Origin of the sequence: Salmonella sp. SSDFZ69 (assembly GCF_004010755.1) — a bacterium.
In the GTDB taxonomy this organism is placed as follows: domain Bacteria; phylum Pseudomonadota; class Gammaproteobacteria; order Enterobacterales; family Enterobacteriaceae; genus Salmonella; species Salmonella enterica.
Genome location: NZ_CP034831.1, coordinates 766,217 through 787,033, shown reverse-complemented (window position 1 = coordinate 787,033; position 20,817 = coordinate 766,217). Strand labels below are relative to the sequence as shown.

Annotated in this window: 21 protein-coding genes, 1 tRNA gene and 1 pseudogene; 13 read left to right on the top strand and 10 right to left on the bottom strand. The window is 49.9% G+C overall.

The window, feature by feature from the left end; translation table 11 throughout:
* Nucleotides 1–4 precede the first annotated feature (4 nt).
* Together EOS98_RS03850 and hemW are read left to right on the top strand one after the other, a co-directional pair.
* Nucleotides 5–598, top strand: coding sequence for an XTP/dITP diphosphatase (locus EOS98_RS03850; RefSeq protein WP_001174769.1), 594 nt, complete (start codon nt 5–7; stop codon nt 596–598).
* Complete coding sequence (gene hemW / locus EOS98_RS03845; protein WP_001096521.1) at nt 591–1,727, top strand: radical SAM family heme chaperone HemW; 1,137 nt, start codon at nt 591–593, stop codon at nt 1,725–1,727. The genes EOS98_RS03850 and hemW overlap by 8 nt, the downstream gene beginning before the upstream one ends.
* Before the next feature lie 91 nt (nt 1,728–1,818).
* Here hemW and EOS98_RS03840 read toward each other — a convergent pair whose 3' ends face one another.
* The 5 genes from EOS98_RS03840 to trmB form a co-directional block, all read right to left on the bottom strand.
* Nucleotides 1,819–2,826, bottom strand: coding sequence for a DUF1202 domain-containing protein (locus EOS98_RS03840; protein ID WP_126523839.1), 1,008 nt, complete (start codon nt 2,824–2,826; stop codon nt 1,819–1,821).
* Nucleotides 2,827–2,958: 132 nt separating this feature from the next.
* The gene (gene ansB, locus EOS98_RS03835; protein WP_000394188.1) at nt 2,959–4,005 is read right to left on the bottom strand and encodes an L-asparaginase 2; all 1,047 of its coding nucleotides are present in this window, start codon (nt 4,003–4,005) and stop codon (nt 2,959–2,961) included.
* A 188-nt stretch (nt 4,006–4,193) separates the two neighbouring features.
* Nucleotides 4,194–4,913, bottom strand: a complete 720-nt coding sequence (locus EOS98_RS03830) for a DUF2884 domain-containing protein (protein ID WP_000984827.1) — start codon at nt 4,911–4,913, stop codon at nt 4,194–4,196.
* 49 nt (nt 4,914–4,962) lie between these two features.
* Entirely contained in the window at nt 4,963–5,289 is a 327-nt protein-coding gene (locus EOS98_RS03825) for a YggL family protein (RefSeq protein ID WP_001107574.1), read from the bottom strand.
* On the bottom strand, nt 5,289–6,008 hold the full coding sequence (trmB, locus tag EOS98_RS03820; protein ID WP_000786893.1) for a tRNA (guanosine(46)-N7)-methyltransferase TrmB: 720 nt from the start codon (nt 6,006–6,008) through the stop codon (nt 5,289–5,291). The genes EOS98_RS03825 and trmB overlap by 1 nt, the downstream gene beginning before the upstream one ends.
* A 154-nt stretch (nt 6,009–6,162) precedes the next feature.
* Between trmB and mutY the strand changes: the two genes are divergently transcribed.
* The 4 genes from mutY to EOS98_RS03800 all read left to right on the top strand — a co-directional run bounded on the left by mutY (nt 6,163) and on the right by EOS98_RS03800 (nt 10,189).
* Entirely contained in the window at nt 6,163–7,215 is a 1,053-nt protein-coding gene (gene mutY, locus EOS98_RS03815; RefSeq protein WP_001148959.1) for an A/G-specific adenine glycosylase, read from the top strand.
* A gap of 27 nt (nt 7,216–7,242) precedes the next feature.
* Nucleotides 7,243–7,518, top strand: a complete 276-nt coding sequence (locus tag EOS98_RS03810; protein WP_000091706.1) for an oxidative damage protection protein — start codon at nt 7,243–7,245, stop codon at nt 7,516–7,518.
* A 112-nt stretch (nt 7,519–7,630) separates the two neighbouring features.
* A complete protein-coding gene (mltC, locus tag EOS98_RS03805; protein ID WP_000976289.1) occupies nt 7,631–8,716 on the top strand; it encodes a membrane-bound lytic murein transglycosylase MltC in 1,086 nt (361 codons plus the stop codon).
* A gap of 216 nt (nt 8,717–8,932) precedes the next feature.
* A complete protein-coding gene (locus tag EOS98_RS03800; RefSeq protein ID WP_001049803.1) occupies nt 8,933–10,189 on the top strand; it encodes a nucleoside permease in 1,257 nt (418 codons plus the stop codon).
* A 61-nt stretch (nt 10,190–10,250) separates the two neighbouring features.
* Here EOS98_RS03800 and EOS98_RS03795 read toward each other — a convergent pair whose 3' ends face one another.
* Nucleotides 10,251–12,386, bottom strand: a complete 2,136-nt coding sequence (locus tag EOS98_RS03795; protein ID WP_000839737.1) for an ornithine decarboxylase — start codon at nt 12,384–12,386, stop codon at nt 10,251–10,253.
* A gap of 424 nt (nt 12,387–12,810) precedes the next feature.
* Between EOS98_RS03795 and EOS98_RS03790 the strand changes: the two genes are divergently transcribed.
* The 3 genes and pseudogenes from EOS98_RS03790 to EOS98_RS24770 all read left to right on the top strand — a co-directional run.
* Nucleotides 12,811–13,518, top strand: a complete 708-nt coding sequence (locus EOS98_RS03790) for a DUF554 domain-containing protein (protein ID WP_000234466.1) — start codon at nt 12,811–12,813, stop codon at nt 13,516–13,518.
* Between the two features lie 105 nt (nt 13,519–13,623).
* A tRNA-Phe gene (locus EOS98_RS03785) sits at nt 13,624–13,699 on the top strand.
* Nucleotides 13,700–13,857: 158 nt separating this feature from the next.
* A pseudogene (locus EOS98_RS24770) lies at nt 13,858–14,019 on the top strand (Arm DNA-binding domain-containing protein); the annotation flags it as partial.
* Between the two features lie 214 nt (nt 14,020–14,233).
* Here the strand turns inward: EOS98_RS24770 and EOS98_RS03780 are convergent.
* Nucleotides 14,234–15,148: a LysR family transcriptional regulator gene (locus tag EOS98_RS03780; protein WP_126523838.1), complete on the bottom strand. Its 915-nt coding sequence runs from the start codon at nt 15,146–15,148 to the stop codon at nt 14,234–14,236.
* Nucleotides 15,149–15,248: 100 nt separating this feature from the next.
* Between EOS98_RS03780 and EOS98_RS03775 the strand changes: the two genes are divergently transcribed.
* The 3 genes from EOS98_RS03775 (at nt 15,249) to EOS98_RS03765 (ending at nt 17,556) form a co-directional block, all read left to right on the top strand.
* Nucleotides 15,249–15,872 (top strand): FMN-dependent NADH-azoreductase, encoded by a 624-nt coding sequence (locus EOS98_RS03775; RefSeq protein WP_000697438.1) that lies wholly within the window; start codon nt 15,249–15,251, stop codon nt 15,870–15,872.
* 25 nt (nt 15,873–15,897) lie between these two features.
* Nucleotides 15,898–16,161 carry a YdgH/BhsA/McbA-like domain containing protein gene (locus tag EOS98_RS03770; protein WP_001027081.1) on the top strand — a complete coding sequence of 88 codons (264 nt, stop codon included), beginning with the start codon at nt 15,898–15,900 and terminating at the stop codon, nt 16,159–16,161.
* Between the two features lie 231 nt (nt 16,162–16,392).
* Nucleotides 16,393–17,556, top strand: coding sequence for a ferric reductase-like transmembrane domain-containing protein (locus EOS98_RS03765; protein ID WP_233946518.1), 1,164 nt, complete (start codon nt 16,393–16,395; stop codon nt 17,554–17,556).
* A gap of 272 nt (nt 17,557–17,828) precedes the next feature.
* Here EOS98_RS03765 and EOS98_RS03760 read toward each other — a convergent pair whose 3' ends face one another.
* Both EOS98_RS03760 and EOS98_RS03755 read right to left on the bottom strand, forming a co-directional pair.
* A complete protein-coding gene (locus EOS98_RS03760) occupies nt 17,829–18,140 on the bottom strand; it encodes a conjugal transfer nickase/helicase domain-containing protein (protein ID WP_237121938.1) in 312 nt (103 codons plus the stop codon).
* Entirely contained in the window at nt 18,130–18,495 is a 366-nt protein-coding gene (locus tag EOS98_RS03755; RefSeq protein ID WP_126523837.1) for a hypothetical protein, read from the bottom strand. The genes EOS98_RS03760 and EOS98_RS03755 overlap by 11 nt, the downstream gene beginning before the upstream one ends.
* Nucleotides 18,496–18,586: 91 nt before the next feature.
* Between EOS98_RS03755 and EOS98_RS03750 the strand changes: the two genes are divergently transcribed.
* Nucleotides 18,587–18,931, top strand: a complete 345-nt coding sequence (locus tag EOS98_RS03750) for an N-6 DNA methylase (RefSeq protein ID WP_024134177.1) — start codon at nt 18,587–18,589, stop codon at nt 18,929–18,931.
* Nucleotides 18,932–19,205: 274 nt separating this feature from the next.
* On the opposite strand, the gene EOS98_RS03745 is transcribed toward EOS98_RS03750, so the two are convergent.
* Nucleotides 19,206–20,348: a Fic family protein gene (locus EOS98_RS03745; protein WP_094964677.1), complete on the bottom strand. Its 1,143-nt coding sequence runs from the start codon at nt 20,346–20,348 to the stop codon at nt 19,206–19,208.
* Between the last annotated feature and the right edge of the window lie 469 nt (nt 20,349–20,817).

Below are 20,817 nucleotides of genomic sequence, written 5' to 3'. Positions count from 1 at the left end.
TTCCATGCAAAAAGTTGTTCTCGCAACCGGCAACGCCGGTAAAGTGCGCGAGCTCGCGTCGCTGTTAAGCGATTTTGGGCTTGATGTGGTAGCGCAAACGGAACTGGGCGTTGACTCCGCGGAAGAAACCGGCCTGACGTTTATTGAAAACGCGATTCTCAAAGCGCGCCATGCCGCTAAAATGACCGGTCTGCCCGCCATTGCCGATGACTCCGGTCTGGCCGTTGACGTTTTAGGCGGCGCGCCGGGTATCTATTCCGCGCGCTATTCTGGCGAAAACGCGACAGATCAGCAAAATCTGGAAAAACTGCTGCATACTCTACGAGATGTTCCGGACGACAAACGCCAGGCGCGATTCCATTGTGTGCTGGTTTATTTGCGTCATGCCGAAGATCCCACACCGATAGTCTGTCACGGTAGCTGGCCAGGCGTCATTACTCGCCAGGCGGCCGGAAATGGCGGATTTGGCTATGATCCCATTTTCTTCGTACCGTCTGAAGGCAAAACCGCCGCAGAACTGACCCGTGAAGAAAAAAGCGCGATTTCCCATCGTGGACAAGCGCTCAAGCTGCTGCTGGATGCGTTACGCAATGGCTAAACTACCGCCGCTCAGTCTTTATATTCATATTCCCTGGTGTGTACAAAAATGTCCATATTGCGACTTCAATTCCCATGCGTTGAAGGGCGAGGTGCCGCATGACGACTACGTCCAGCATCTGTTAAACGATCTGGACGCCGATGTCGCCTGGGCGCAAGGGCGTGAAGTAAAGACCATTTTTATTGGCGGCGGTACGCCAAGCCTGCTTTCCGGGCCGGCGATGCAAACGCTGCTGGACGGCGTGCGTGCGCGCCTGAATCTGGCGGCGGATGCGGAAATTACCATGGAAGCGAACCCCGGCACGGTCGAAGCCGACCGCTTCATCGACTATCAGCGCGCCGGCGTAAACCGGATCTCCATTGGCGTGCAGAGCTTTAGTGAGCCTAAGCTGAAACGTCTTGGCCGTATTCACGGTCCACAAGAGGCGATGCGGGCAGCAAGACTGGCAAATGGGCTTGGGCTACGCAGCTTTAACCTCGACTTGATGCATGGATTGCCGGACCAAACGCTGGAAGAGGCGCTGAACGATTTGCGACAGGCAATTGCGCTTAATCCGCCGCATCTCTCATGGTATCAATTGACGATTGAACCCAACACTCTGTTCGGTTCGCGTCCGCCGGTTTTACCGGACGATGACGCACTGTGGGATATCTTTGAGCAGGGCCACCAGTTATTAACCGCTGCTGGCTATCAGCAATACGAAACGTCGGCCTATGCCAAACCCGGTTATCAGTGCCAGCATAATCTGAACTACTGGCGCTTTGGCGACTATCTGGGTATTGGCTGCGGCGCCCACGGTAAAGTCACCTTCCCGGGCGGCAGGATCCTGCGCACCACCAAAACCCGTCACCCACGCGGTTATATGCAGGGACGTTACCTGGAAAGCCAGCGTGACGTGAGTGATGACGATAAACCCTTTGAGTTCTTTATGAACCGTTTTCGGTTGCTGGAGCGCGCGCCTCGCGCCGAATTTGTCGACTACACCGGGCTTACGGAAGCGGTTATTCGTCAGCCAATCGACGAGGCTATTGCCCAGGGCTACCTGACCGAATGCGAGCAATACTGGCAGATTACCCGTCACGGTAAACTATTTTTAAACTCTCTTCTTGAGTTGTTTCTCGCGGAATAACAAGGAATAAGCCTGTCGCGCCAGCGGGTAAAATACCTGATGGCGCGACGCTTACCGACCTGTGGCGGTTAATGCGCCGCCGGCAAGCGCATTATTTAATAACCCCTTTACGACGCAAATCGTCCGTATCTTTTTTCCAGCGCTCGTAACCGTCATTAATATCCATAATTTTCACACGGATATCACTCTGTTGCATCTGAAGTTTCTGTACCGCTATATTCAGCGGATATTGTCCTTTCTCTAACGTTATCCAGTCATTCTGCGCTTTTCGACGCAGCTCTTCTGATTTCAAAAATACCTGCCGCCGTTGCTCGTGTATGTCTAAATCTCTTTTCTGCTGAATAGCCGCTTCATTGCACGGCTCACTCTGCTTACGACACGCGTCTAATGCCGGTTGATAGACCTCTTTTTCGTATTTCTCGGCATATATGCTGCTATCGTTGGCTTTTACATAATCATCGCGCTCTTTTAACGTCTTTTTAAACGCCTCGGCGCGGGTCAACGGTTTCCCATCAGCGCCTTTTCCCCAATACGCGTCCGCTTCTTTTTTAGCTACCGCTATTTTCTTATCCAGGGCAGAGAGTTGTTCTTCAAGACCGGGGATCGACGCTTTCTGCGCACGCCAGGAGGCTTCAATGTTGCCAAACCGATAGTTAAAGTCATCACTGTTGACGATCAGGTATTTATCATTCGTTTTAATGTCGTCAATAGCCCGGCCCTGATCGCTGGCTGCCATTTGTAATGAGTAATAGCTCACCGTCCAGCCAGAGGCTGGCGTCCCTTTACTGGTTAACATGGCAGAAAATTTAACGGGACGATCTTTGGTCCAGGTTTTTTCAACAAAATAATAATCCGCCGCCATACCAACGCCGGTATACATATCTTCACGGGAAGAAATATCCCCTTCGGCAGACCAGGTGGCCTGATTGCCCGTCGAATCAAGATTTTTTAAGGTAATGGAATCCAGTTTAAGTATGCCGTGGTACTGCTTACTAAACTGTTCTTTTAAGATGTTATCGGAGGGTTGAGCAACCTCTGCCCAACTATAGCCTGAAATCAGGGCAAACAGCGCTGCGCCAGCAATCCATTGTCGAACCACTTGTGGACCTCCCGTCCAGAGACATGACGCCCACGATTATCATAACCAGGATGATAATTAGCAAGATAATAGTGTTGGTTGTGCGAGAGGTCTTCCAAAGATAGCCCCGGCCTTCCGACCGGGGCATTATCTTTAATACTGATTGAACATCGACTGGATCTGTTTTGGATCTTTAGTCTGGGTTAACGCCAGTTGCAGTAAGACACGCGCTTTTTGCGGGTTCAGCGTGCCGGAAGCGACAAAGCCGTATTTTGCATCGTCAACTTCCGCATCCTGCGTGGTTGCGCCAGTCGGCACACGTGAAGAACGCACCACTACCGTACCGTTGTGCGCGGCGGTCGCCAGGGTATCAAAGACCGTTTTATACAGGTTGCCGTTACCCACGCCTGCGCTCACGATCCCGTCATAACCCGCGTCTACCAGCGCTTTTGCCGGCAGATCGGACGCATTCGCATAGTTATAAACGATACCGACTTTCGGCAACGCGGTCAGCTTCGACACGTCGAACGGGGTGGAGGTGGTATGTTTACGCTCTGGCGTACGCTGGTAGTCAATTTTACCGTTGTGGATATAACCCAGCGGGCCGTAATTAACCGCTTTAAACGTCGCCACGTCAGTCGTATTGGTCTTAGTGACGTCGCGTCCGTCCATGACGGTATCATTCATTACCACCAGCACGCCGCGGTTGGCAGACTGTTTATCAGCCGCTGTTACTACCGCATTATAGAGGTTGAACGGGCCATCTGCGCTCATTGACGTGGAAGGACGCATCGCGCCGACCAGTACCACCGGTTTATTGCATTTCACGGTCAGATCGAGGAAATAAGCGGTCTCTTCCATCGTATCAGTACCGTGGGTGATCACGAAACCGTCGGTGCTGTCGCACTCGGTATTGATTTTTTTCGCCAGCGTGAGCCAGACTTCATCGTTCATATCCTGCGAGCCAATGTTAACGACCTGCTCGCCTTTCACTACCGCAATGTCCTTCAATTGAGGAACGGCATCCACCAGATTTTCGACGCCGACTTTACCTGCCGTATAATTTGATTTTGTTGCTGAATCACCGCCGCCAGCGATCGTTCCGCCGGTCGCTAAGATGGTGATATTCGGTAAAGCGAACGCTGCGCCGCTGAAACCCATTACCAGAGCAGCTAATGCCGTTTTCCTGAAAAACTCCATGTTATATCTCCAGTTATGTCAACTGGTCGCATTATCTCTATATTGCAGACGAATAATGTGACGCCATACGATTAACCAGCGATATATATCCGACAGAGAGTATTTTTTAGAGATGGATAACAAAATGCAGGAAAAAACAGAATAAAAAGGCGCAGATACGATCTGCGCCATTGTTTAAAAAGAAAAGATTACTTCAGGCTGCCAACCAGCGCTTTGCGGCTATCTTCTAAGGTCACTACGCGGCTACAGACATCTTTGCCAAACTGCTGGAAATCTTTCTCCTGGTTTTTCCATTCGTTCTGGATAGCGGTTTGCAAACCACCGAGGCTGCCCATCACACCCTGTAAAGGATTACCGCCGCCTTTAAGCACCGCTTTGGCGCCCATTTCGTTAATGCTGTCCTGCAAAATACCGCCCATCGCCTGATTCACCAACTGCTGACCGTCGGCACGCACCTGGTCGATAGCCTTATAGTGGAACGTCAGGCCGTCCGTACGATGTTCGATAATGCGGTTCATTTGCGCTTTTAATTGCGCATCAAGCTTCGTCAGACGGCTACGCATGTTGCTGCTTTCGCCCACCTCTTTAGCGATGATTTTATCCAGCGCCACGCGGCCTTTTTCGACGCGCGATCGGGCGCCCTCATCAATCCACGGCAGCGCGCTTCGCAGTTCCGCCTGGTAATCTTTCGCTTGCTCGCGCTGCGCGGCGCTAAGGGTGTACTGCTTACCGTTGTACATCACATTGCCGTCCGGCGTGATCACCAGGTTGCCATTTTCACCTTTCACCTGCACCGTTTGTGGACTCAGGATCACATCGTCACGCGGCGTGACGCTGCATTTGTAATCTGCATGAGCGGCCATCGCCGTAAACGTTAGCACTGCCGCCAGCAGCGTTTTGCGCATCATAACTTTCCCTCAAGACAAAGCGGGCCGGCATTTGCCGACCCTGTACTCATTAGTCCCACCAAACGTCGAAAAGTTCGCTGGTTCGGACTTCTTCAAGGTTGCGCGCTTCCAGCCACTTACGCACAATCGCCTGATGTTCTTCGGTACATTTACCGATTTCCTGCATACAAATCAGCCCTTCCCAGGCCAGGTAGCCGCTGCCGTCAAACGCCAGTTTATTAGGCTCAATAACATCATTAATAAAGTCATCGACAGTCTTATCGACCTGCTCTTCAGATGTACCTTCCGGAAAACGCCATGCCACCGAAAATCCTAATTCCTGGAATTCGTCAATGTGCATTTTTTTACGCAGACGACGACTACGGTTCTTTGCCATTATTTCACCCTCTCGAACATTAAGTCCCATACGCCATGACCAAGACGATGGCCACGTTGTTCAAATTTCGTTACCGGGCGCGATTCCGGGCGCGGTACATAATCATTGCTCTCTGACAGATTTTTGTACCCGTCGATAGAAGACATGACTTCAAGCATGTGTTCCGCATACGCTTCCCAGTCGGTCGCCATATGGAAAACGCCGCCCAATTTCAGCTTGCTCAATACCAGTTCAGCAAACGGCACCTGAACGATACGGCGTTTATTATGACGCGCTTTATGCCACGGGTCAGGGAAAAAGAGCTGAACCATCGATAAAGAATTGTCAGGAATCATTGTATGCAACACTTCTACCGCGTCGTGGCACATGACGCGCAGGTTTTCAACGCCCTCTTCATGAGCGGACGCCAGACACGCGCCGACACCGGGTGAATGCACTTCAATGCCGAGGAAATTCTGCTCCGGGCGCGCTTTCGCCATCGCCACAAGAGACGCCCCCATGCCAAAACCAATCTCCAGCGTCACCGGCGCTTCGCGACCAAACAACGTGGCGAAATCTACCGGCGCTTCGCTGAACTCGACGCCCATCACCGGCCAGTAGTTTTCCAGCGCGTGCTCTTGCCCCTTTGTCAGTCGCCCCTGGCGACGAACAAAACTACGAATACGGCGCAGCGGGCGACCGTTTTCATCAAATTCCGGTGAAATGACGTCGTTTTTCATAAAAGTGTAGTCTGCTGTGTTTGAGTTCTGAAAACGGGCATTATCCAAAGTTAGTTGCCGGATGCAAGCATGAAGCGCACTGCGGAAAGTTCCGGTTTACACCCTGCGGCCTCTGTGCTGCAATCTTGCCCCCGGCAATAATGAATGAGTTTCCATGCAAGCGTCTCAATTTTCAGCCCAGGTTCTGGACTGGTACGACAAATACGGGCGGAAAACGCTGCCCTGGCAAATTAACAAGACGCCTTACAAAGTATGGCTCTCGGAAGTCATGTTGCAACAAACGCAGGTGACAACGGTGATTCCTTACTTTGAGCGATTTATGGCGCGCTTTCCCACGGTAACGGATTTAGCGAATGCGCCGCTGGATGAAGTGCTCCATTTATGGACCGGGCTCGGCTATTACGCCCGCGCGCGTAATTTGCATAAAGCGGCGCAACAGGTGGCGACGCTTCACGGTGGAGAATTCCCGCAAACTTTTGCCGAAATCGCCGCGCTACCCGGCGTCGGACGTTCAACCGCCGGCGCAATTCTCTCCCTCGCGTTAGGTAAACATTATCCGATTCTTGATGGAAACGTTAAACGTGTGCTGGCTCGCTGTTATGCTGTTAGCGGCTGGCCTGGAAAAAAAGAGGTGGAGAATACGCTGTGGACGTTGAGCGAGCAAGTGACGCCCGCACGCGGCGTGGAGCGTTTTAATCAGGCGATGATGGATCTGGGCGCGATGGTTTGTACGCGTTCAAAGCCAAAGTGCACCCTGTGTCCGCTGCAAAACGGTTGTATCGCCGCTGCGCATGAAAGCTGGTCACGCTATCCGGGCAAGAAACCGAAACAGACGTTGCCGGAGCGGACGGGTTACTTTTTATTGTTACAGCATAATCAGGAGATTTTCCTGGCGCAGCGCCCTCCCAGCGGTTTATGGGGCGGACTCTACTGCTTTCCGCAGTTCGCCAGCGAAGATGAATTACGTGAATGGCTGGCGCAACGGCATGTTAACGCTGATAATTTGACCCAGCTTAACGCGTTTCGCCACACATTTAGCCATTTCCACCTGGATATTGTGCCTATGTGGCTTCCCGTGTCGTCACTGGACGCCTGCATGGATGAAGGCAGCGCGCTCTGGTATAACTTAGCGCAACCGCCGTCAGTCGGACTGGCGGCCCCCGTGGAGCGCTTGTTACAGCAGTTACGTACCGGAGCGCCAGTTTAACGCCCCGGTCGATGAAGAGGATGACTTATGAGCAGAACGATTTTTTGTACTTACCTGCAACGCGACGCTGAAGGGCAAGATTTTCAGCTCTACCCTGGCGAACTGGGAAAACGTATCTATAACGAGATCTCTAAGGACGCGTGGGCGCAGTGGCAGCATAAGCAGACCATGTTGATTAACGAGAAAAAGCTCAACATGATGAACGCCGAGCACCGTAAGCTGCTGGAACAGGAGATGGTGAGCTTCCTGTTCGAAGGCAAAGACGTTCATATCGAAGGTTATACGCCGGAAGATAAAAAATAGGCCCGTTGCTGAATGACGCTGCGCTTATTCGGCCTGTGAGTTATGCCGGATAAGCCCTTAGCGCCGCTGCCCGGCAACATGGCATAACGACAACACAACATGCACTCCCGGAATGATGAAAAAATTACTCGCGCTTGCTGTTATTGCGCCGTTGCTCATCTCCTGCTCCAGTTCGACCAAAAAAGGCGAGACGTATAATGAAGCCTGGGTCAAGGATACCAACGGCTTTGATATTTTGATGGGGCAATTTGCCAACAATATTGAAAATCTGTGGGGATATAAGGAAGTCCTGATCGCCGGGCCGAAAGACTACGTCAAATATACCGATCAGTTCCAGACCCGTAGCCACATCAACTTTGATGATGGGACCATTACCGTTGAAACCATCGCCGGGACGGAACCTACCGCACATCTGCGCCGGGCCATTATTAAAACGTTGCTCATGGGTGACGACCCAACCTCCGTCGATCTTTACTCCGATGTCGATGACATAAAAATTTCTAAAGAACCCTTTCTGTATGGTCAGGTCCTCGACAATACCGGCCAGCCTATTCGCTGGGAAGGCCGCGCCACGACATTCGCGGATTACTTGCTGAAAACGCGGCTCAAAAGCCGCAGTAACGGCCTGCGTATTATTTACAGCGTCACCATTAATCTGGTGCCGAACCACCTTGATAAACGCGCGCATAAATACATTGGCATGGTACGCCAGGCCTCCCGTAAATACGGCGTTGACGAGTCGCTGATTCTGGCGATTATGCAAACGGAGTCCTCGTTTAACCCGTATGCGGTCAGCCACGCGGATGCGCTGGGCCTGATGCAGGTGGTGCAACACAGCGCCGGGAAAGATGTTTTCCGTTCTCAGGGTAAGTCCGGCACGCCAAGCCGTAACTTCCTGTTCGACCCCGCCAGCAATATCGATACCGGCACAGCGTATCTGGCGATGTTGAATAATGTCTATCTGAGCGGTATTGAGAATCCGACGTCGCGGCGCTATGCGGTCATTACCGCCTACAATGGCGGCGCAGGCAGCGTATTACGCGTATTCTCGAACGATAAGATTCAGGCCGCGAATATGATTAACCGCATGTCGCCGGGGGATGTGTACCAGATATTAACCACCCGACATCCATCTGCGGAGTCGCGCCGCTATCTGTATAAGGTGAATTCCGCCCAGCGATCGTATCGCCGCCGATAAACCATCGCATCCCGCCTCTGGCTGGCAAATGACAGAGGCGGGAAAGGTAAAAGTGTTAACTTCGTCACCCTTTTGCTTTGCAATCAGAAATTGTTTGCAAATATTTGTCACAGGTAACAAAAAAAGCCCGCCTCTCATTGATAGAATCACACCAAATCACAACGGCAAATGTGCCTTTTAAAACATTCATCCGCTCTCAGGTGTGAGGAAATTAACATGAATCTTAAGCTGCAGCTTAAAATACTCTCTTTTCTGCAGTTCTGTCTGTGGGGAAGCTGGCTCACTACCCTGGGCTCGTATATGTTCGTCACCTTAAAATTTGACGGCGCATCTATTGGCGCAGTTTATAGTTCACTGGGGATTGCCGCCGTCTTTATGCCGACCTTGTTAGGCATTGTGGCTGACAAATGGCTGAGCGCGAAATGGGTCTATGCCCTGTGTCATGTCGTCGGCGCCATCACGCTATTCATGGCCGCGGAAGTCACTACGCCTGGGGCGATGTTCTTTGTGATCCTGCTTAACTCGTTGGCCTATATGCCGACGTTGGGCTTGATCAATACCATATCGTATTACCGCCTGCAGTCTGCCGGCATGGATATTGTGACTGACTTTCCGCCTATCCGTATCTGGGGCACCATTGGCTTTATTCTGGCGATGTGGGGCGTGAGTTTCTCCGGTTTCGAGCTGAGCCATATGCAGCTTTATATCGGCGCGACGCTTTCCGTTCTGCTGGTACTGTTTACTTTTACCCTGCCGCACATTCCGGTGGCGAACCAACAGAAAAACCAGAGCTGGACATCAATGCTGGGCCTTGACGCTTTTGCGCTGTTTAAAAATAAGCGGATGGCGATTTTCTTCATCTTTTCCATGATGCTGGGCGCGGAACTGCAGATCACTAACATGTTTGGCAACACCTTCCTGCATAGCTTTGATAAAGATCCGCTATTCGCCAGTAGCTTTATCGTGCAGCACGCCTCGGTGATGATGTCGATTTCGCAGATTTCTGAGACGTTATTCATCCTGACCATTCCGTTCTTCCTGAGCCGTTATGGTATTAAGAACGTTATGCTTATTAGTATTGTGGCGTGGATGCTGCGTTTCGGCCTGTTCGCTTATGGCGACCCGACGCCGTTCGGTACCGTTCTGCTGGTATTGTCGATGATTGTGTACGGCTGCGCCTTCGACTTCTTCAACATTTCTGGCTCGGTGTTTGTCGAAAAAGAAGTACGCCCGGAAATCCGCGCCAGCGCGCAGGGGATGTTCCTGATGATGACCAATGGCTTCGGCTGTATCCTGGGCGGCATTGTGAGCGGTAAAGTGGTGGAGTATTACACTCAAAACGGCATTACCGACTGGCAGACCGTGTGGCTCATCTTCGCAGGCTACTCGCTGGTGCTGGCCTTTGCGTTCGTAGCCTTGTTCAAATACAAACACGTTCGCGTTCCGGCAGGTTCGCAACCCGTTGCACATTAATTCTTGCCCTGTTTCGCAGGCCGGATAAGGCGTAAATGCCTTATCCGGCCTGCAGGCAACGTTACTTTAAAACATATCCGTACAAGCGTTGAATTCCATCGGCATCGGTCTCGCTATATACCCCCTGCAATTCCGGCGAAAAACCAGGCAATAGATTGATGCCCTCTTCCAGCGCCAAAAAATAACGCTGCGCCGCGCCGCCCCAAATCTCCCCCGGCACCACGCACAGTACGCCCGGCGGGTATGGCAATGCCCCCTCGGCAGCAATACGCCCGCCCGCCTCGCTGATACGCACCAGCTCTACATCGCCGCGAATAAAGGCGCTGTTGGCATCCTGTGGGTTCATCGCCACATGCGGCAGGCTTTCTTTGCGGAACATCGCTTTTTGCAGATCCTTAACGTCAAAGCTAACGTACAGGTTGTGCATCTCCTGACATAGCTCACGCAGGGTGTAATCGCGGTAGCGCACCGGGTATTTCTGAAAAACCGTCGGCAATACATCCGCAAGCGGCGTATCGTCTTCAATGTGTCGTTCAAATTGCGCTAGCATCGCGACCAGTCGCGCCAGTTTCTCTTCGCTCTCGGCAGGTGTCAGCAAGAACAGAATCGAGTTGAGATCGCACTTCTCAGGCACAATACCGTTCTCACGCAGATAGTGGGCGAGAATGGTCGCCGGGATGCCGAATTCGGTGTACCGCCCACTATCGGCATCAATACCTGGCGTGGTCAGTAACAGTTTACAGGGGTCGACAAAATACTGGTCATCCGCATAACCCTCAAAGCCATGCCATTTCGCCCCGGGCTCAAAACTGAAGAAACGACGATTGCTGGCAATGGTCTCCGTCGGATATGCCTGCCACGGCTTGCCGTCAACCACCAGTGGGATAAAGGGCTGAAGCAGTTTGCAACGGGCGAGAATGGCTTTACGCGCGTCAATGCCCAGCGCAACGCACTCCGCCCACAGGCGGCGACCGCTCTCCCCTTCGTGGATTTTGGCATTGATATCCAGCGCCGCAAACAGCGGGTAGAACGGGCTGGTCGAGGCGTGCAACATGAAGGCGTTGTTCAGGCGTTTGTGCGGACAAAAACGCGCCTGGCCGCGAATATGGTTATCTTTTTTGTGGATCTGCGAGGTTTGTGAGAACCCCGCCTGTTGCTTATGTACCGATTGGGTCACAAAGATCCCTGGGTCGTTTTCATTAAGCTCCAGCCGCAACGGCGAGGTATCTGCCATCATATTGATAAACTGCTCATAGCCTACCCACGCGGAGTCAAACAGAATGTAATCGCAGAGATGCCCGATTTTATCCACTACCTGACGGGCGTTGTAAATAGTGCCGTCATAGGTACCCAGCTGAATGATCGCCAGGCGGAACGGACGCGACGCATCGGCGCTTTCCGGCATCACGTCACGAATCTGGTCGCGCAGGTACGTTTCATCAAAACAGTGCGCATCAATGCCACCGATAAAACCAAACGGGTTACGCGCCGCTTCAAGATAGACTGGCGTCGCCCCGGCCTGAATCAGGGCGCCGTGGTGGTTGGATTTGTGATTATTACGATCAAACAGCACCAGATCGCCGCGCGTCAGCAAGGCGTTGGTGACCACTTTATTCGCCGCCGAAGTTCCATTCAGCACAAAGTAGGTTTTATCCGCATTAAACACTTTTGCCGCAAATTTCTGCGCGTGTTTGGCAGAACCTTCATGTATTAGCAGATCGCCAAGTTTCACATCGGCGTTACACATATCCGCACGAAACAGGTTTTCACCAAAAAAGTCATAAAAATGGCGGCCTGCGGGATGTTTTCTAAAAAACTCGCCATGCTGGTGCCCCGGGCAAGCAAAGGTACTATTCCCCATGTCGACATACTGGGTCAGGGTGCCATAAAAGGGCGGCAGAAGTTCCGCTTCGTAGCGACAGGCAGCGTTTTCCAGCTCCAGCCATTCCTGCGCGTTCCCGACTATTACCGCCGTAACGCCGACAGGCGCGCTGACGGGTTCATCCGCAAGCATAAACACCGGCAGGTGAAAACCGGTGCGTTTAAGCAACGCCAGAATACCGCTACGGCTGTCGGCAGTGGTAATGACGACTGCGGCCACATCGGTAAAGTCGGTACTGTCCAGCGCCACTACGTTTCGGTGGGTGGAGAGACGGGGGATGAGTTCACCGCTGGCGGCAATATTCATTGATTTCATAAGCGCAAATACCCGTTTCGGGAGTAGAGTAACCCCGGACAAGGCCGATGCCTTGCCCAACGAGATGCCGGGTCAAACTGGATACCAGCTCCGACCGCCAGACATCAGTAAAAACAGACTGTTTCTGATTTTACTGTTGTCCTGCAGTGAGCGTGCGCTGCCCTCACCGCATAGCGGGGATGACAAAAAAAAGGAAAGAAAGGGGCAAACCTCGCGCAGTCAGGCGACAGTGAAGACAATATAAAGGCGCTATGTTCATCCCGGCGAGCCCCATGCTGGCAGGAGAAATTTCGCGCAATCATGGCACCTTTAACCAGACGGCGCAAGGTAAAATCAGCGCTCTATACGTCACAGATAGTCAAGCTATTAACAGCTTAATCGCGTGATAATAAGGCAATTTGAAAGACAAATAACAGGAGTCATTGTGGTAATTGGACCTTTTATTAACGCTGGCGCAATTTTATTCGGCGGCGTTATTGGCGCGCTGTTAAGTCAGCGTCTGCCAGAACGGATTCGCGTCTCAATGACGTCTATTTTTGGTCTGTGCTCTCTGGGTATTGGCATTCTGCTGGTGATGAAGTGCGCTAATCTTCCGGTGATGGTGCTGGCGACGCTGGTCGGCGCGCTTATCGGCGAGTTTTGTTTGCTGGAAAAAGGCATTAATGGCGCAGTCGCGAAAATCCAACAATTATTTATGGCATCGGGTAAGAAGCCAACACACGACTCATTTATTCAAAGTTACGTCGCTATCATTGTACTTTTTTGCGCCAGCGGCACCGGTATTTTCGGCGCGATGCATGAAGGGATGACCGGCGATCCAAACATTTTGATCGCTAAATCTTTTCTGGATTTTTTCACTGCCATTATTTTCGCCTGTTCGCTTGGCATCGCCGTTTCGGCGATTTGCGCGCCGATGTTGATTATCCAGTTAACGCTTGCCGCCTGCGCCACTCTCATTCTTCCGCTGACCACGCCGGCAATGATGGGCGACTTTAGCGCTGTGGGCGGACTGCTGCTGGTGGCAACCGGCTTGCGTGTATGTGGAATCAAAATGTTTCCGGTAGTGAATATGCTCCCGGCGCTGTTGCTGGCGATGCCGATTTCCGCCGCATGGGCGATGTTTTTTGCCTGATTCTGCGTGCAATAACAACAAAGTGGTGATAGATTGTGCAGTCTACGTTGATTTGAAGAAATTTCGTTGACGAAGCGAGGCGATTACGGTTTAATGCGCCTCGTTGCCCGGATAGCTCAGTCGGTAGAGCAGGGGATTGAAAATCCCCGTGTCCTTGGTTCGATTCCGAGTCCGGGCACCACCTTTCCTTTTTATGCTTCCTGATAAATCCCCATGTGTTTTTAATTCAATGAGTTAGCGTGAAGATCTTTTCAGGTGCGTTTTGATTTATCCCTACGTATCCGGAAAATTGTGGGTCAGATTAAGGGTTCATTCAGTTCGATGAACGGAGAGACCCTCATGTTAACTGATAGCAAGATCTGCGCCGCGCCCCTCGAAAAACCCTACAAAAATCACCGATTCACAAATTCTGTACCTGACGGCTCTAAGCTATGGTATTTCCGCTATCGCTTCGGCGGTAAAGAAAATCGTCTGACTTTCGGCCCCTATCCGCAGGTTAGTACATGGAGGCGCGTATGGAGATGATGCAGTGGGGGTCAGATTATCTGGACGTGAGCCGCGAGGGGGACGTTGCGCCCTATATTTATGCCCGGCAACATAGCGTATATTTAAGACTTATGAACTGATTGCAGAATATCTAAGCCGGGATTATCTGCCACAATCATGTCTGGTCATTTGTTACAACAACACGGCGACAGTTTCCTGCCGCTATGAATTAACCTTTTTGATGTCCTGAATTTAGTTTCTCCTGCCGCATGGTTAACTCGTCCATAAAATAGCGTGCAACTGCGGGCATTCCTTTGTTCGCTGGGAATAGTGCATAAATCTGTCTTGGCTGGCCAGACCACTCGGGGAAAAGTTGTACCAATCCCCCGTTTTGCAATTCTTCCTTGCAGGCCGGAAACGGTAATAAAGCCACACCATTGCCGCCAGCGACTGCCTGTAACAGAACCCGCAGATTATTGGAATACAAACGGGGGGAAAGTGACAGGGTGATTTCCTGACTCCCATTGATTAAATGCCACGATTGCATACGACCGTCGGCCAGTCTCACCATTGCCGGAGCCCTGTGAAGATCTCCAATGGTCTTTAAATCAGGATATTGCTCGACCCACTGGGGGCTGGCAACCAGAATATCGTATAGCGTATTGATTTTTTTATAGTGCAACGAAGAATCAGGCAATGCCCCTGAACTTACTGATAGCGCAATATCAATACCTTCTGCAATCATATCCACCGGGCGATTGACAGCAAGGAGCTGCACATTTGCCAGCGGCCAACGGGCAATAAATTCGTTGATGAGTGCTCCCAGCCACGTTTCTGCCATGAATACCGGCGCACTGATCCGTAATGTCCCCTGTGGATACTCCTGTACCGCCTGAACAACAGCGCGGGCTCGCTCACTTTGATTTACCAGCGTCTGACACTCCTGCGCAAATTGCTCGCCGACTTTGGTCAGCGCAAGGCGTCGGGTTGTCCGCTGAATCAGATGTACACCAAGCTGTTCCTCTAATGCCGACATCCGCCGACTTAGCACCGATTTGGACACTTTCGCACGTATTGCCGCCCGGCTGTAGCTTCCTTCTTCTGCAATCAGGGCAAAATACCAGTAATCATTCCAGTCAATCATGATTGTTCTTTTATCGCAACAATGAAGTTCAATTTCGTCTATTTAAACATCATTTTAAGAACGGTTAAACTAGCCACACGTTTTAAATGAGACGAACACCATGAAGATCCTCCACATTGACAGCAGCCCTATGCTCTGCAACTCCAGCTCACGAAAGCTGAGCCTGGCGCTGACAAAAGCTATCTGCCAGCGCTTTCCGAATGCCAGCGTGACATACCGCGATCTCGGACGGACACCGCCACCCCACTTACGCGAAGAGACATTTCTGGTGCTTGGGGGAAAGTTAATGTCTACAGACGCACAAACGCAAAGTGAAGTGGAGGGTATCAGAAACGCGATCGCGGAGTTGAGCCTCTGCGATATATTAGTAATAGGTGCACCGATGATTAACCACTCTGTCTCTTCGGGTCTGAAAACCTGGATAGATCAGGTTTGCCAGGCTGGTCTGACATTTCGTTTTACCTCTACGGGTGCAACGGGGTTACTGGCCGACAGGCCAGCATTTATTGTCTCCACGCGTGGTGGAATTTATTCAGATACCAGGCATCGGGAATTGGATCATCAGGAAAGCTATCTGCGGTCAACGTTAAATTTGATGGGGATCACTAACGTCCATATATTGCCCACCGAAGGAGTGGATAAAACCGTACCAGGCAGATCTCTGGCAGAAAAAAACTCACTGGCGCAAATTCCCTGTATGCTGGCTCATGCTTTTAATCGATAAGTTTATTAATATGAAAGGAATTCTTATGAATATCAGTAAAAAAATTGTCACCTCTTTTTTCTTACTCTCTTTATTTGGGCAGACATCCATTGCTGCAACAGAAATTAGTCATCCAGAAACAGACATGAAAGAAGTTGCTCATGTTAGTGTATCATCCATAAATACAAATCCTGAAAGCATCATACAACTCCTTCAGAATAAAACTGAAGCGTCAGGTGCTCATTATTATCGAATCACTTCATTTCATATCGATAATCAATCACACGCCACCGCTATTCTTTATAAATAATCACAATTACAATCAATCGTAATTATTATCCAGGACACGGGTAATTGCCCGTGCCTGCTAAAAAAACAGGCCATTATGAAAATAACGTATTTTGTGAGTAGCTTAACATTACTCACAGCAAGTCTTATTTTTGTCTTATCAGGTGAAATATTCCACGCCGAAACATCTAAAATATTTTGGCTGTTTCGGCAAAACTTTCTCTTTTTTAGTGGGTGCGTCGCATGGTGTTTTATGACATTAGCTATGTGTCTGATTTTGCGTTCACCCTGGTTGAATCGAATTCTGAAAGGTCTGGATAAATCGTGGGGTTTACACAAACAAGCTGGTATTATCGCAACAGTCTTTACGCTGGCGCACTGGCTGGACGAAAAAATACCTCACTGGCTGGTGCAAAATGGCTGGCTTGCTCATCCAGGATCACTGGGAAGTGTTCAGATAAGCTCATGGCAATCTCAACTGATCTATGCAGGATTGTTAGCTGCTGAATGGTCTACATACCTGATGATAGGGTTGGTGCTGGTTTCTCTTGTAAAAAAAATCCCTTATAACATTTTCCATTTTATACATCGTCTGTTTCCTGTTTTTTACCTGGCTACTGCTTTCCATATTTTTACCGTTCTATTTAAAACATATTGGTGGAATTCACCTGCGGGCATTCTGCTGGTAATAGTGAGTATCCCCGGTATTTATGCTGCCGGCCTTTCACTATTTAATATGATTGCTTATAAAAACAAACGCGTTGCGATCATCACAAACATCGACTATTACCCAAATGATATTATAGAAATAACTCTACATACTGACACCCCTCTATTGCATACACCAGGGCAGTTTTCATTTTTAACATTTCAACATGATGCAGAGGCACACCCATTCACTATAGCCTCTTATTACCAGGATAAAAAACACTTGCGTTTTGCCATTAAAGCATTAGGGGATCATACACATTCACTAAAGAAAGAATTAAAAATTGGACAGGACGTGATTGTTGAGGGCCCCTGGGGTTATTTAGACTTTAATATTCAATCTGAGCGTCAGGTCTGGGTTGCGGGAGGGATCGGTATCACTCCTTTTATATCTCAGCTGGAATATTTAAAAAACTCAGACCACCAACTCTGCCCTATTGATTTATGGTATTGCGTTGGTCAGCATGATGATTTGCAGTACCCTGTAAATCTCGATTTATTATGTACAGCGGCAGGTGTGACTTTACACCGTATCGATGCCGGGATGAAACTGGAAGCCAAACATATTATGATGGAAAGCGATAATAGCCAAAACGTTCACGTCTGGTTTTGCGGACCCGCAGGCTTTGCGAAAAGTCTATTATCCGGACTACAAAAGTACGGGATATCAGAGAAAGCCTTCCATTATGATCGTTTTAATATGCGTTAATTATTGATGAGAAAATTCATATACATATTTTTCGCAGGCCACCTCGGCATTGGTTTTACAGAAAACCGAAGAAACTGAATCTCAGAAATAGCCCTGTAATTCATTTTCCGGACTACTGGCACAATGCGATCCGGATGCTGAGATAAGTAAAGAAGCTCATGAGTGGGTTAATACTCCTCTGGTCAGAAAAGGGATTATGTAAATAATTAATGGACGCCACTACGGCGTCCCTTAGATATGAAAAAGAGGTGCGCCCCTCCACACCGTTTCCATTACTGGGTCATGATGGTTAAATAGGGATTATCTTCCGATACATTGCTACTAAATATATCCTCCGGCTTATCCAGAAGATAGCCTTTTACCTGACAAGTTTTACGTGGCCCTTTGACCTCACAGTTAAAAATATTAATCCCGTCGTCGCCCCGTATATGCAGACCCAGCCGCTGAAAGCTCAGCTGTACTTTTTTCCACTCCGTCCCAGTCTCACCCGTAACCGACTGAACATATAGCTGAAAAATACCAGGCGATACCAGAAACACTTTTCCCTGAACCATATGCACGCGAGCCATCACGTCATTCGTCACAATTTTTCGTGCCTGCACCACCTGACACAACCAGTCGTAAAAATGTTGCCCGGAGTGTTATTTTGCTGTCTGCCTGCGATACTACCGGACGGGACGGTGGAGGCGATGGATAATCGGGACTATCAATATCACCGGATAATGCCGCAGCCGCTTTTTCCGGTACAGCGGCAGGCAAAACAGGACGGTTATCTTCACAGGGTATTTCCGGCTGGAAAGTATGGGCTGCTGGCGCGGCAGTTTCCTGTGGGGCAAACAGCGAAAAAGCCAGATCGGTTAATTCTTTTTCTGGTGCAGGTAATGACGGTACAGATTGCTCACTGCCCACATTAAGCATCTCTGATGGATTATTCGTCACAGGCACCACGCTTCCTGTAAACGGTGCTGGGCGTTCTCCTGCGGTACTCCAGAACCGTGATGGTGATCATTTTCTTGCCCCGGAAGGTACGATGGCGATCGTCCTGCCGCACGGCGTTCTGTTTCGCGGCGGCGCGGAAGAGCGTATTCGTCGTAAGCGGCTCGAAGACGGCAATATCGATACCGTCATTGGCCTGCCCGCCAACCTGTTTTTCTCAACCGGTATTCCGGTGTGTATTCTGGTATTGAAAAAGTGCAAAAAGCCGGATGACGTGCTGTTTATTAACGCCAGTGAATACTTCGAGAAAGGTAAGCGGCAGAACCGTCTGAATAAAGAGCACATCAGCAAGATTGTCGATACTTACCAGTTCCGCAAAGAGGAAGATCGCTATTCCCGCCGCGTACCGCTGGAGGAAATCAAGGCTAACGAAATCTGAATATTTCCCGCTATATCAGCACCGCCGTGCCGGAGGAGAAAATCGATCTGGCAGCAGTCAATAGCCAGCTAGTCGAGTTAGAGCAGGAAATAGCGAAAGCGCGAGATACGCATAACGCCTTTCTTAAAGAGCTTGGTCTGCCGCCACTGCCCTGAATCACACTTATAAATCTGCCCCTGCGCTAACAGGGGCGGTTTGCTCTAATGGTTTATTTTTTATCGCTAAAGTCGATTTAAAAACGACATGAATACCAAAAGATAAACCAGATTGAGGATCACAAATCAGGAATAAACCCTTCTTCCCGCAGCACCTTAATCACCCCACGTATCAGATACGAGTTAGAAAACTTCGCCGTATAGGTACGCGCCCCCTCTTCTACTGGTTGAAGCAATCCCCGCTCAATCAACTTACCAAGCTGATAAGTCACCTGCGTCGGTTTCAGATCAGGCAAAACGGTACGTAGATCGCCCGCTTTGATCGTCCCCAACTCGACGGCGCGTTTCAGTACCTTCGATTCCAGCGGATTTATCAACCCTCGCTCCGACGAAAAATCGATAGCCGGATACAGGATCTTTTCGCTCAGAAAAGCGTGGCTTGTCAGTTGATCGACTTTCTTCAGCTCAGAGGAGATCCCCGAAAGCACATATAAGCACCATTCTTCCAGCCCCTGCTCCGTGCCTTTATCGGCTAACGAAAGCATGGCGTAATAGCGCTCACGATCATTACAGAATACCGCAGTCGGATTGAGAACCCGCCCACCAGCCTGAACATTAAAACCATACTTGATAAGCAACGCATAGGTCAGCAGTCTGACCGTTCGGCCATTACCGTTGCCAAAGGGATGTATCCAGCCAAAGCGGTGGTGCACCAGCGCAATCTTCATCAGATCGTACTTTGGCTTATCGGCACGGTTAATAAAGGCGGTTAGTTCCGCCATATAATCAGCAACGCGAATGTGGTCCGGCGGCAAATGGTCAGACTGAGCAATGCTGACATTATGTTGTCGATATGCGTCGGGCGTTCTGTCGCCTTCCTGTTGCAGCCCGGCTACCGCCAGACTATGCAACTCGCGGATAAAATATTCCGTTATCTCATCACCATCGCTCAGGTATTCGTCGATGTACTCCATCGCGGCTTCAATATTGTTGATTTCTTTGAGCTGATCCGTCGAACTCTGCGTTCCTTCAACCTTGCTTTCAACATAGTCGGCAAGCGTGGTGTGATTTCCCTCAATTCTTGCAGAGCCAAAACTCTCCAGCATGTGGAAAACGGCCTTCAACTGCGCAAATAGGATAGGGTGAACATCGGTTTCCAGCCGCAGGTGCCGGAATAACTCCAGCTCCGTCAGCGCATCGACCAAAGGGGAGTCAAAGCTGGGGTTCAGAAGCGAGAGTTCAAAGTGATTAAATTGAGCCATGATGTTTAGTTATCTCAACTGGTGCATGAAGGCATCTCAAAAGTATAGAAAAAACACTAATAGAATCTATAAATTAGAAAACACACCAATTTTTATTATCTCAAAAACCTTTGTTCCAACATATCAAATGTAAGTTTGAAAGATGTTCAATGCGAAGAGGGATGAAGTTTTGCCTGCGTAATGCAGCATGGATTTTTTAGCGCCGCTATGTGTGGACCCCGAACCATTATGTGTGGAATTCCATCTGCTATATGTGGACCTCAGACCGTTATGTGTAGACCTGACTCCACACATAACAAAGCCCCACTCGCAAAACAACGATTTTTCGTGATAACCATCACAAAAATAAAGTGATTTTTTATGGGGGCTTTAGTGGGGGCGCTATTTACGAGAAATACCAACAAAAACAATAACAAACAGCATGTTAATCCTAGATATGATTCCGAGTCCGGCACCACCTTTCCTTTTT